This window comes from Pseudoalteromonas undina (assembly GCF_000238275.3).
GTDB classification, from domain to species: Bacteria; Pseudomonadota; Gammaproteobacteria; order Enterobacterales; family Alteromonadaceae; genus Pseudoalteromonas; species Pseudoalteromonas undina.
In genome coordinates, this window is sequence record NZ_AHCF03000003.1 from 1,401,586 (window position 1) to 1,414,516 (window position 12,931).

The 12,931-nt window shown below is 40.3% G+C and carries 12 protein-coding genes; 2 read left to right on the forward strand and 10 right to left on the reverse strand.

Annotation, left to right across the window (positions count from 1 at the left end; all coding sequences use genetic code 11):
* Positions 1 to 49 precede the first annotated feature (49 nt).
* From PUND_RS10140 to gyrA, 10 genes are all read right to left on the reverse strand, one after another.
* Positions 50 to 424: a hypothetical protein gene (locus tag PUND_RS10140; RefSeq protein WP_010389930.1), complete on the reverse strand. Its 375-nt coding sequence runs from the start codon at positions 422 to 424 to the stop codon at positions 50 to 52.
* Between the two features lie 89 nt (positions 425 to 513).
* Entirely contained in the window at positions 514 to 1,218 is a 705-nt protein-coding gene (pyrF, locus tag PUND_RS10145) for an orotidine-5'-phosphate decarboxylase (protein ID WP_010389929.1), read from the reverse strand.
* 33 nt (positions 1,219 to 1,251) lie between these two features.
* Positions 1,252 to 2,388 carry a lipopolysaccharide assembly protein LapB gene (gene lapB, locus PUND_RS10150; RefSeq protein WP_010389928.1) on the reverse strand — a complete coding sequence of 379 codons (1,137 nt, stop codon included), beginning with the start codon at positions 2,386 to 2,388 and terminating at the stop codon, positions 1,252 to 1,254.
* Positions 2,389 to 2,390: 2 nt separating this feature from the next.
* The gene (locus tag PUND_RS10155; protein ID WP_008114742.1) at positions 2,391 to 2,672 is read right to left on the reverse strand and encodes a lipopolysaccharide assembly protein LapA domain-containing protein; all 282 of its coding nucleotides are present in this window, start codon (positions 2,670 to 2,672) and stop codon (positions 2,391 to 2,393) included.
* A gap of 21 nt (positions 2,673 to 2,693) precedes the next feature.
* A complete protein-coding gene (gene ihfB, locus PUND_RS10160; protein WP_008114744.1) occupies positions 2,694 to 2,981 on the reverse strand; it encodes an integration host factor subunit beta in 288 nt (95 codons plus the stop codon).
* Positions 2,982 to 3,048: 67 nt separating this feature from the next.
* Positions 3,049 to 4,716, reverse strand: a complete 1,668-nt coding sequence (gene rpsA / locus PUND_RS10165) for a 30S ribosomal protein S1 (RefSeq protein ID WP_002961176.1) — start codon at positions 4,714 to 4,716, stop codon at positions 3,049 to 3,051.
* Positions 4,717 to 4,811: 95 nt separating this feature from the next.
* Positions 4,812 to 5,522, reverse strand: coding sequence for a (d)CMP kinase (gene cmk, locus PUND_RS10170; RefSeq protein ID WP_010389925.1), 711 nt, complete (start codon positions 5,520 to 5,522; stop codon positions 4,812 to 4,814).
* 107 nt (positions 5,523 to 5,629) lie between these two features.
* The gene (gene aroA / locus PUND_RS10175; RefSeq protein WP_010389924.1) at positions 5,630 to 6,907 is read right to left on the reverse strand and encodes a 3-phosphoshikimate 1-carboxyvinyltransferase; all 1,278 of its coding nucleotides are present in this window, start codon (positions 6,905 to 6,907) and stop codon (positions 5,630 to 5,632) included.
* Entirely contained in the window at positions 6,907 to 7,989 is a 1,083-nt protein-coding gene (gene serC, locus PUND_RS10180; protein WP_010389922.1) for a 3-phosphoserine/phosphohydroxythreonine transaminase, read from the reverse strand. The genes aroA and serC overlap by 1 nt, the downstream gene beginning before the upstream one ends.
* Positions 7,990 to 8,271: 282 nt before the next feature.
* Positions 8,272 to 10,971 (reverse strand): DNA topoisomerase (ATP-hydrolyzing) subunit A, encoded by a 2,700-nt coding sequence (gene gyrA / locus PUND_RS10185; RefSeq protein ID WP_010389921.1) that lies wholly within the window; start codon positions 10,969 to 10,971, stop codon positions 8,272 to 8,274.
* A 178-nt stretch (positions 10,972 to 11,149) separates the two neighbouring features.
* On the opposite strand from gyrA, the gene ubiG reads away from it, so the two are divergent.
* Both ubiG and PUND_RS10195 read left to right on the forward strand, forming a co-directional pair.
* Positions 11,150 to 11,863, forward strand: coding sequence for a bifunctional 2-polyprenyl-6-hydroxyphenol methylase/3-demethylubiquinol 3-O-methyltransferase UbiG (ubiG, locus tag PUND_RS10190; RefSeq protein WP_010389920.1), 714 nt, complete (start codon positions 11,150 to 11,152; stop codon positions 11,861 to 11,863).
* Positions 11,860 to 12,540, forward strand: coding sequence for an HAD family hydrolase (locus PUND_RS10195; RefSeq protein ID WP_010389919.1), 681 nt, complete (start codon positions 11,860 to 11,862; stop codon positions 12,538 to 12,540). Before ubiG ends, PUND_RS10195 begins: the two co-directional genes overlap by 4 nt.
* Positions 12,541 to 12,931 lie beyond the last annotated feature (391 nt).

Here is a 12,931-nt window from a genome sequence, read left to right on the forward strand (position 1 = left end):
AAAAAAGCCACCTAGGTATAAACTTAGGTGGCTTTTTCGTATTTAAAATTTATAACTTAATGTTTTTGTAAGGTAAGGTACAACGTGAATATTGATTTGAATATTCAATTAATTCTTTCTTAGACGTCATATTTAACGGCGCTAATCTAAAAACTTTTTTTGTACACTCATTCTGCATTTCATCGTGTACATCAACACACTCTTTGCTACTTATATTAAGTCCAGCTAAAACTCCTTCATTTGTATAGCACAAATGCTGAGCATAATTTTGAGCGATTTTTTTAAACTTAAACAAATCAACGGGGTAATCAGATACCAAATCAGTAACATTCGAAACATCATCATACATTTTAGTTGAAAAAACATATTTATTAACAGCAAAGCCACTAATGATAATTACCACTACAAACATTATTAAACGCAAAGTTAGTTCCTCACTGCATAGCCGTAATTAAATGTAGCACAAACAAAAAGAGTTGTAATAAACTCCTTATAATTATGCAAACTTTAAGTTTAAGCTATTGATTTATTTACATCACTCAATACTTGCACCGGGTTTTGTGCCTGAGTAATAGGACGCCCTATTACTAGGTAGTCACTGCCAGCTTCAATGGCTTCTTTAGGTGTCATAATACGTTTTTGATCGCCCGCATCACTACCAGCAGGACGAATACCTGGGGTTACTAGTTTAAATTCTCTGCCTAAAGCTGCTTTTAAACTTTGTGCTTCTTGTGCTGAACACACTACACCATCAAGCCCTGCTTGTTTGGTTAGTTTTGCTAAGTGCATCACTTGCTCTTGTGGTGATTTACTAATGCCTAAACGTTTAAGCTCTGCTTCATCCATGCTGGTTAAAACGGTCACTGCAATCAATAATGGGGCTTTATCGCCAAACTGCTCAAGTGCCTGCTTAGCTTTATGCATCATTTCAAAACCACCACTTGCATGAACATTAACCATCCACACGCCCATTTTAGCTGCAGCAGTTACTGCTTTAGCAACAGTATTTGGAATATCGTGGAACTTTAAATCTAAGAATACATCAAAACCTAAATCAACCAGCTCTTTAACAAATGAAGGGCCAAAATAAGTGAACATTTCTTTACCCACTTTTAATCGACAGGTATCCGGTGATAACTGTTTAACAAAAGCTAAAGCAGTTTGCTGATCATCATAATCAAGAGCGATAAGAATTTTTTTTGATTGTTCGAAAGACATAACTATCCTACTAGTGAGCGAAAAGTATAAAGATTAAAATCCGTCTAAGCCTCTGCTAGGCACAATGGTTTCCCAATGTTTACACGAAGGGCAATTCCAATAAATGGTGTAACTTGTAAAGCCACAATGCTGACATTGAAAGTCAGGCTTAGTAGCAATATATGAGGTAACAAGTTTATCTATTTGATTAAGCACATCTTTTGTATTTTTATTTTCGGCGCTCATTAACTGCAATAAAAAACTAAAACCACGGATGGTGGGCTGACGTTTTAAACTATCAGTTAAAAACTCAAAGGCTTGTTCTGTGTGGCCTTGCTCAAGCAACGCTTGGCAGTGCTGTATTTTTATCATTACTCCACCTTTTTCTAATAACTCAGCAACGAGTTCATGAAACTGATGGGTTAATTTGAGTTGCTTATAACTATGCGCTAACTTATCAATAAATAATGGCGCAAAAAAGGTAAATTGGCAGATAAGTTCTCGCCAATAATAAATTGCTTTAACGTAATCCTCTTTTGTATAGGCAGACAAACCGAGTTCATATAGAGGTCTGATTGTTTTAAAGTTTAAGCTAATAGCTTTGCGCATAAGTTGAGGGTTATTACTGGCAATAGCATGTTCACAGTAAAAGTTTGCGATGGCTTTGAAGTGTTGCTCTTTTGAAAAAAGCTCAGTATGCGCTTCAAACATATTAATGCCATTTTCCCATTCACGGGTCTGTGAATATAAGGAGATAATTGGCTCAAGAGCATCTTCATGGTTATTTTTTACCAGCCATATTAAATGTTCTTCTGCGCTATCGAGTAAACCTGCCATGATATAGTCTTCGGCTAATTCTAACCGGCTATTGGCAGCTTGTTTCTCGTTAAGGCTTGGGTGTTTTAATAGCAATTCATGAATTTTTATTGCGCGGTCGAGCTCACCACGGCGGCGAAACATAGTGGCTAAGGTAGAATAGTGTTCTACAGAGTCAGCAGCTACTTCGAGCAAATTAATTAAATGCTCAAGCCCCTGATCTTCTTCTCTGTCTAGTAAAAACTTTAAGCCTTTACTGTATTCAGAAGTAATTTGACGATTAAATTGATGAGCCTGATTTTTCGCACTGTTTTTCCCCATGATCCAGCCATAACCGGCGGCAACAGGAAGCAGTAAAAACAACAGCTCAATCATAATTAGGTATCTTTGTTGGCAATACGCTTTTTATTATCTTTTTCAGGCGTTAATTGCTTTTTTAAACGGTAATTTTGCCACTTTAATTGCGTAAACAATTTAAAGCTCACAAAGCAACCCACTACAACACCTAACAAAAAGCAGATACTTATTATAACGGCTAAAGGTAATGTATTACTGGCTATTATGTAGTTAATTTGTGTTAATTGTGGATTTTGCGAACCCAATACAAATGCACCAATTAAAAATAGTGCTGCCAGAATAATTTTTAATACCTTGAACAAGTAACTACTCCAATAAGTTTACTAAGCAATGCTCTCGTTTACACGGTCACGTAGTTCTTTGCCTGGCTTAAAATGAGGTACATGCTTACCATCTAACTCTACAGTTTCACCTGTTTTAGGATTGCGACCTGTACGAGGCGCACGGTAATGCAAAGAGAAACTTCCAAAACCTCGGATCTCAATACGATCTGAAGAAGATAATGAGCCGGCCATTTGTTCAAGAATTTCTTTAACAGCGTTCTCAACATCTTTCACAGGAATATGTGAATGTTGTTCAGCAAGTGTTTCTATCAGTTCTGACTTAGTCATAGCGTTTCCTTAAAAAGAAATAGTGGAAGGGCATAAACTGCCCTTCCAATTAAAAGACTATAATTAATTAGTCTTTTTGTGCATTTGCGAAAGCAGCTGCCATTGCGTTTTCGAACACTGGCTCTTCTTTCTTAAGCTTCTCTAGTACTTCTTTCTCTTCTGCTTCGAAAAGAGCTTTAACAGATAAGCTTAAAGTGCGGTTCTTACGATCAACACCAACGTATTTAACTTCGATTTCGTCGCCTACAGAAACAACAGTAGTTGCATCTTCAACGCGCTCTTGAGCGATATCAGCTACACGGATGTAACCTTCAACGCCTTCGATAAGTTCAACAGTTGCGCCTTTCGCATCAACTTCAGTCACTTTACCTTTAACAATAGCACCTTTTTTGTTTGCATCAAGGTAGTTATTGAATGGGTCAGCTTCGATTTGCTTAACACCTAGAGAGATACGTTCACGCTCTGGGTCAACTTGCAATACGATAGCAGTGATTTCGTCGCCTTTCTTGAATTCACGTACAGCTTCTTCGCCAGGTGTATTCCAAGAAATGTCTGAAAGGTGTACAAGACCATCAATACCACCGTCAAGACCGATAAAGATACCGAAGTCAGTGATTGATTTGATCTTACCAGTAACTTGGTCGCCTTTGTTTTGTAGACGAGCAAATTCCTGCCAAGGATTAGCAATACATTGCTTAAGACCAAGAGAAATACGACGACGTTCTTCGTCGATTTCAAGAACCATAACTTCAACAGTGTCACCAAGTGAAACAACTTTTGAAGGGTGGATGTTCTTGTTAGTCCAATCCATTTCAGAAACGTGTACTAGACCTTCAACACCTTCTTCGATTTCTACGAAGCAACCGTAATCAGTAAGGTTAGTTACACGACCAGAAAGTTTAGAACCTTCTGGGTAACGACCAGCGATAGCTGCCCATGGATCTTCGCCAAGCTGTTTAAGACCTAGAGATACACGAGTTTTATCTTTGTCGAATTTAAGAACTTTAACTGCGATTTCGTCGCCAACATTAACGATTTCTGAAGGGTGCTTAACACGCTTCCACGCCATGTCAGTAATGTGTAGTAGACCATCAACACCACCAAGGTCAACGAATGCACCGTAGTCAGTAAGGTTCTTAACGATACCTTTAACTTCTTGACCTTCAACAAGGTTAGCAAGAAGTTCTTCACGTTCTTGTGAGTTTTCTGATTCGATAACTGCACGACGTGAAACAACAACGTTGTTACGTTTTTGATCAAGCTTGATTACTTTAAATTCAAGCTCTTTGCCTTCAAGGTGAGTTGTGTCACGTACTGGACGAACATCAACAAGTGAACCAGGTAGGAAAGCACGGATTGAATCAACTTCAACAGTGAAACCGCCTTTAACTTTACCGTTGATAACACCAGTAACAGTCTCTTGCTCTTCACATGCTTTCTCAAGACGGATCCACGCTTCGTGACGCTTCGCTTTCTCACGAGAAAGGATAGTTTCACCGAAACCGTCTTCGATTGCATCTAGTGCAACATCTACTTCGTCGCCAACAGCAACTTCTAGTTCACCAGCAGCATTTTTGAACTGCTCTGCAGGGATAGCACTTTCTGATTTAAGACCAGCATCTACAAGTACAATGTTGTTCTCGATTGAGATTACTGTACCTTTAACGATAGAGCCTTGCTCTGCTTCAAAACCCTTTAAGCTTTCTTCAAATAACTGCGCAAAATTTTCTGACATACGAATATACGTCTCATATATTAATACCAATAAGCAACCATGCTGCATGGGGTTGTTAAAATAGCACTGGCGTCCTGCTGGTGCATAAAATGTATTTAGCTTCGTTTAGGAAGCTTACCTTCAGAGATGCTTGAATCTAATAAAGTTATAACTTTATCAAAGACTTGCTGTGCGTTGAGTTCGCTAGTATCAAGCTCAATCGCATCCTCTGCAGGTACAAGCGGCGCAACGGCGCGATTCATATCGCGATCATCACGTGCTTGAATGTCTTGTAATAGACCACTTAGTGTAACATCAAGCCCGCGCTCATTCAACTCAACAAAACGTCTGCGAGCACGTTCTTCTGCGCTTGCGGTTAGAAATATCTTTAATGGCGCATCAGGAAACACAACAGTGCCCATATCGCGACCATCAGCAATTAAGCCATTTTCAGTTCTAAACGCACGCTGGCGACGAAGTAACGCTTCACGAACTCGTGGCAATGCCGCCACTTTAGACGCTGCAGCTCCCACTTCTTCATTTCGAATAGTGGTTGTTACGTCTTCGCCTTCTAAAATAATCTTTCCTGCATTAGTGTCACTGTCTATCAAAAACTGCACATCAAGATTTGCAGCTAATGGAACAAGTGCTTCTTCGTTATCTAACGCAATTTGGTGATGAAGTGCTGCAAGTGAAAGTACGCGATAAATTGCACCGCTATCTAACACATCCCAGCCTAATTTTTCAGCCAATAAGCGACAAACAGTTCCTTTACCAGAACCACTTGGGCCATCTACGGTGATTACGGGCATTAATAACGCCGGCATTTAAAACCTCCTTCAATGCACACCAAAATAAACCGCCACATTATACGTCAATTATTAAAGATTATCCGCTTTTAGTATGTAACTTTTTATAAATACTTATAAATAGCCTATTTACTGACAGATGCTAACACGTTGAAAAATGTTGGGAATGTCTTGTACGTACAGGCTGGATCGTTAATCGTTATGGGCTTACCCCCTACTGCCACCATTGCAAAGCACATGGCAATACGATGGTCATCATAGGTATCTACAGCCACATTATTAAACTGTTTTGGCGGTGTGATCTCAATAAAGTCATGCCCTTCTACTACTTCAGCCCCTACTTTTTTAAGCTCAGTGGCCATAGCGTGTAAACGGTCAGTTTCTTTTACTCGCCAGTTATAAATGTTGCGAATTGCCGTTGGCCCTTTTGCAAACAAGGCAACTGTAGCTAGGGTCATTGCAGCATCAGGTATTGCATTAGCATCAATATCAATACCGTTAAGCTCACCTTTACGAACAACTAAACGTTCGTCATACCAATCAATTTTGGCACCGACCTGCTCCATCACTTTAGCAAAGCCAATATCACCTTGAACTGATTTAGCGCCGACGCCTTTAATTTCTATTTCGCCGCCGGCAATTGCTGCAGCAGCAATAAAGTAAGAAGCAGATGAAGCATCCCCTTCGACCATAATTCGCTCAACGGCTTGATACTGTTGTGCACCTTTAACGAAGAACGTGGTGTAATTATCATGCTCAACGGTAACACCAAAACGCGCCATTACATCAAGAGTAATATCAATGTAAGGCTTAGACACTAACGTGCCTTTAATTTTAATGTGTGTATCGCCTTTAAATAATGGCGCAGCCATGAGCAGCGCCGTTAAAAATTGACTTGAAATACTACCGTCAATTTCGACTTCACCACCCGCTATTTTCCCGCCGACAATTTTAAGTGGCGGATAATCTTTATTTTTTAAATAACTAACATTACCACCTAAGGCTTGCAGTGCATCAACCAAGTGGCCAATTGGTCGCTCTTCCATACGTGGCTCACCAATTAACTCATACTCCCCAGCAATCGCTGCAAGCACGGCCGTTAAAGGACGGTATGCTGTACCTGCATTACCTAAAAACAGTGGTTCAGTTGGCGTTTTAAATACGCCACCTACACCTTCTACGGTCGCGATGGTTCGCTCATCATTAAGTGTCACATTCACACCGAGCTGCGCTAAGGCGCCCAACATATGACGAATATCATCACTGTCTAATAAGTTTTCTACAACCGTAGTGCCGTTTGATAGTGCAGCCAATAATAGAATGCGATTTGACAAGCTTTTCGAACCAGGCAGAGTAACACTGCCATTAACCTGTGAAATAGGCGCTAAAGAAAGTTGCTCCATTAGCTGTTCTCCTTTGCGAAAGCCGCCATAAAATCAACTAATGCTTTAACCCCTTCCAGTGGCATTGCGTTATAAATACTCGCGCGCATACCGCCAACAATACGGTGCCCTTCAAGCGCTAATAAGCCCGCTTCTTTTGACTCTTTAACAAACTTATCATTTAGGCTTTCATCAACTAACCAAAAAGGCACATTCATACGTGAACGACAATGCTTCGCTACTTTATTGGTGTAAAAATCAGACTCATCGATAAAGTCATAAAGCAGCTGAGCTTTGGCAGTATTATGTGTTTCCATGGCTTTTACACCGCCATTTTGTTCAAGCCATTCAAATACTTCAGCTGCTAAATACCATGCAAATGTAGGTGGAGTGTTAAACATACTGCCTTGTTTTGCTTCAAGGGCGTAATCCAAAATACCTGGCTTAGCTAGCCCTTCACGCTCAAGTAGCGTTTTACGAACAATTACGATAGCAATACCCGATGGGCCGATATTCTTTTGAGCACCTGCGTAGATTAAATCAAATTGATTAACGTCAATTTCGCGCGATAGAATAGTCGACGACATATCGGCGACAATCGGTGCTGTTGGGTGACTGGGTACATCAAAAATCTCTAGACCATCTACAGTTTCATTTGGGCAGTAATGAATATATGCAGCATCGGCTGGTAAAACCCAATCGGCTACCTGCTTAATAGAAAATAAACCGTTATCATCATTACGTACGTCAATTGTGTGAGTTTGAGTAAACTTATCGGCTTCGCTGGTTGCACTTTTTGACCACACGCCGTTTTCACAATACACCGCTTTTTTTCCATCAACGTGGAGGTTTAAAGGTACGGCACTAAATTGACCTCGACCACCGCCGTGCATAAACAGCACTTCAAACTCATCACTAATATTCATTAAGCGACGTAGACTAGCTTCACACTTAGCCGTTAATGCTAAAAATTCTTTACTGCGATGGCTCATTTCCATTACTGAAACGCCAAGCCCTTGCCAGTCTAAAAACTCTTTTTGTGCTTTTTGCATTACAGCCGGTGGTAACATTGCAGGGCCCGCACAAAAATTATAAATACTCATTACCTTTTCCTCATTCCAGTAATTTACTGTTTAACTTGAACTATAATACCAATCCGCAATAATACTTAATCATTTTACGGGGCTAAACGTGTCGCTACCTGCGTTAAAAAATTCTCATTTAGAACAACTAAATAGCAAATTTTTTGCCTAGCTATCAACACGTTTTTCCAGCCTCAAAATAGACCACTTAATTAAGTGAATTGGTATTAAACTAATTCAAGTGTCTTTAGTTTTTTTCAACCATATAAAAAAAGCGGCCAAGGCCGCTTTTTTCAATCTCAATTATTCTGAAGGAGGATTATCATCCGCTACTTCATCTATAACCGTATCTACTGTTTCAACGTCTTCGATGTCAATCAAGTCACTTTCAGTCACTTCAATCTCTTCTATACGTTGTAAACCAACTACTTGCTCTTCGTCAATAGTTCTGATCAAAATAACACCTTGGGTGTTACGTCCAACCGTAGAAACTTCATTAACGCGAGTACGTACTAAGGTACCACGATTCGAAATAATCATTATTTCGTCGTTGTCATCAACTTGTACAGCACCAACAACGGCACCATTACGCTCACTCACCTTAATTGATACAACACCTTGTGTTGCACGACTCTTAGATGGGTAGTCTTCAAGTTGAGTACGCTTACCGTAACCATTTTCTGTCACTGTTAATATTGCACCGTCATTCTTTGGTACAATCAGTGATACAACACGTTGATCGTCTGGCATCTTAATACCACGAACACCCGTTGCAGTACGACCCATAGGACGTACACCTTTGAAGCGAATCGCAGGCTTACCTTCTTCATCAAGAACAGGGTTACCATTTTCATCAACTACCGTGGTTTCTTCAGCTTCTTTAAAGCGTACAACTTTACCCGCATCAGTGAACAACATAATTTCGTTGCTACCATCGGTAATATCAACACCAATTAAGCTATCACCTTCGTTTAAGTTAACGGCAATAATACCGCTTGCACGTTGACGGCTGTAGGCCGTTAATGGTGTTTTCTTAACCGTACCAAATGCTGTAGCCATAAAGATGTATTTATCATCTTCATAATCACGTACAGGTAAGATAGCTGTAATACGTTCATCTGCTTCAAGTGGTAATAAGTTAACAATTGGCTTACCGCGCGCTGCGCGACTTGCAAGTGGTAACTGGTACACTTTAAGCCAGTATAATCGACCCGCAGTAGAGAAACATAAAATAGTATCGTGGGTATTGGCAACAAGTAGACGTTCAATGAAATCTTCATCTTTCATCTTAGTTGCTGACTTGCCTTTACCACCACGACGCTGCGCTTCGTAATCACTTAACGCTTGATACTTAACGTATCCTTCGTGTGACAAGGTTACAACCACGTTCTCTTCGTTAATTAGGTCTTCAAGGCTAATATCGTGTGCAGCGGCATTAATTTCAGTGCGGCGCTCATCACCATATTGCTCTTTAATTTCAACTAACTCATCACGAATAACTTCCATTAAACGTTCCGGACTTGCCAAAATGAATAATAGTTCAGCAATTAGGTCGAGTAACGATTGGTATTCAGTAAGAATTTTTTCGTGTTCAAGACCCGTTAGTTTGTGTAAACGTAGGTCTAAAATTGCTTGAGCTTGTTGCTCAGAAATATAGTACTGACCATCACGAATACCCAGCTCGCTTGCTAACCAATCTGGGCGTGCAACATTGTCTTCACCCGCTTTATCAAGCATGGCTTTAACATTACCTAATTCCCAAGGACGCGCTGTTAGTGCAACTTTTGCTTCAGCAGGTGTTGGTGACTTACGAATAAGTTCGATAATTGGGTCAATGTTTGCCAGTGCAATCGCTAAACCTTCTAGCGTATGCGCACGGTCACGGGCTTTGCGTAAATCAAATACCGTACGACGAGTAACAACTTCACGGCGGTGAATAATAAACTCTTCAAGCATTTCTTTTAAGTTGAAACACTTAGGCTGGTTATTAATTAACGCAACCATATTCATACCAAACACAGTTTGTAACTGAGTTTGTGAATAAAGGTTGTTCAAAATAACTTCACCTACGTCACCACGTTTGATCTCAATAACGATACGCATACCGTCTTTATCTGATTCATCACGTAATGCGCTGATCCCTTCAATTTTTTTATCTTTAACTAGCTCAGCGATTTTTTCAATCAAACGGGCTTTGTTAACTTGGTAAGGGATTTCATGAACAATAATCGTTTCACGGCCAGTTTTCTCATCAGTTTCGATGTCAGCACGCGCACGCATGTACACTTTACCACGGCCGGTTTGATAGGCTTGTTCAATGCCTTTTTTACCGTTAATAATCGCCGCAGTTGGGAAATCAGGCCCTGGGATGTAATCCATTAACTCAGTAATAGTTAATTCAGGGTTTTGAATAAGCGCTAAACAGCCATTCACTACTTCTGTTAAGTTGTGTGGCGGGATATTTGTCGCCATACCAACAGCAATACCTGACGAACCATTAACTAACAGGTTAGGTATTTTAGTCGGTAACACATCAGGAATTTGTTCTGTGCCGTCGTAGTTAGGCACAAAATCAACCGTTTCTTTTTCAAGATCGGCTAATAATTCGTGCGACATTTTTGCCATACGTACTTCTGTATAACGCATTGCCGCTGCTGAATCACCATCAACCGAACCAAAGTTACCCTGACCATCAACTAGCATATAACGTAGTGAGAATGGCTGAGCCATACGTACGATGGTGTCATAAACTGCACTGTCGCCGTGTGGGTGGTATTTACCGATTACATCACCGACCACACGGGCCGATTTTTTGTAAGGCTTGTTCCAGTCATTACTAAGCTCGTTCATTGCAAACAAAACGCGGCGGTGAACAGGTTTTAAACCGTCACGTACGTCTGGTAATGCACGTCCTACAATTACACTCATGGCGTAATCTAAGTAGGAGTTTTTTAACTCGTCTTCAATATTGACTGGCAGAATTTCATTGGCGAGATCAGTCATTTGATATCACATTCCTTCAGTATCAGCTCTTAACAACCCATTATTAGGTATTAAGAGTGTTTGTTATTATTTCTAAGCAACCATGCTATCACAATTAATTTTAATTTACAGGCGCAAAACTTTGCGATTTATCAATTTAGCCCTATATAATGGCCTCAGATTGACGAGGAAGTATTTTATGACCGAACATCAAAATGTAGATAACGCAGAAATAGCAAAGTTTGAAGCCATCGCAGAGCGTTGGTGGGATTTAGAAGGCGAATTTAAGCCGCTTCACGAAATTAATCCATTACGATTAGATTTCATCGCAGACAAAACTAAAGGATTATTTGACAAAGAAACCCTCGATGTAGGATGTGGCGGCGGTATTTTAAGTCACAGCATGGCGCGAATGGGTGCAAAGGTAACAGGTATCGATATGGGGCAAGAGCCTTTAACTGTCGCTAAGTTACACAGTTTAGAAACAAGTGTACCCGTTGAATATATAAAAGTACCTGCTGAACAATTTGCTGATGAGCACCCTGAGCGCTTTGATGTGATTACTTGTATGGAAATGTTAGAACATGTCCCCGACCCTGCTTCTATTATCCATGCAGTCGCTAAATTAGCAAAACCTGGGGCCGATGTATTCTTCTCCACCCTTAATAAAACCCCTAAAGCTTACTTATACGCTATTGTCGGCGCAGAAAAACTGTTAAAAATGGTGCCAGAAGGTACCCACGACCATAAAAAGTTCATTAAACCTGCGCAATTAATTGCATGGGCAGAACAAGCAGGGTTAAAGGTACGTGCTAGTGCAGGATTAAGTTACAACCCACTCTCAAAGCAATATACGGTTAATGATGATGTTAGCGTAAATTATATGCTGCACTTTGAGAAGTTAGCGCAATGACAAGCTCGCAAACAGCTACTAGCCCAATTGAATATCAAGCATTGCTATTTGACTTAGATGGCACTTTACTTGATACCGCTGATGATTTAGGCGCTGCACTTAATAGTGTGCTGCATAATCACCAACAACCACAAGTGGGCAGTGATATATATCGACCCGCTGCTTCAAATGGCGCAGCAGCATTACTTGCTGCTGGTTTTAAAGAAGGCTGGGGGCAACAATCGCAAGAGCAACTTTTAGCAGAGCTAGTTGCATACTACGCTGCCAATATTGCCACCCATACCCAATGCTTTGTTGGTATAGAACAGCTACTCATTGCCCTTGATAATAAAGGGATCCCGTGGGGCATTATGACAAATAAGCCTGGCTTTTTAACCGATCCTTTAGTCAAGGCGATTCCTGCATTAAAAAATGCGCAAATTGTGATAAGTGGTGATACCTTAGCTGAGTCTAAGCCCTCACCCCTTCCTTTATTACATTGTGCTGAGCAAATGAGTGTTGATCCTTCGCGCTGCCTATATATAGGTGATGCGCTGCGAGATATACAAGCAGGTAAAGCAGCGAATATGCACACCGCTACCGCACTGTGGGGATATGTACCGAGTGTGGACGAGGCATTGGCTTGGAATGCAGATTTTAATTGGCATAGCCCTATAGATGCTTTTAACCACATATAGTGCCACACCAATTAATAAACACTACATGTTGTGATTGTGTTAGTTTTTACGCAAAGCTTGATGATAAAAAAAGCAGACAAAATTTATTTTTAAAAAGCGTAAATTTAATCTTTCCTTAGTTGATTTTTACAAATTTCAACTTAACCGAATGATCAAAGGTTAATGCCTACTAACACAATTACGTTATCCCAACGTTATCCACAATCAGAGCGGTTTCTGTCCCTTGCAAAAGATCACAGACCACACTATCTTGTGATCTCTAATTTGAACAACACCAGATATTGTGGCTAAATGTTATTCAATTAAATTTACCTATGCGGTAGAAATAACAATAAAAGAATAGGCACTGGGCGTTTTGAGTGCACTCATTGGTCAAAAATATTTAATTCCC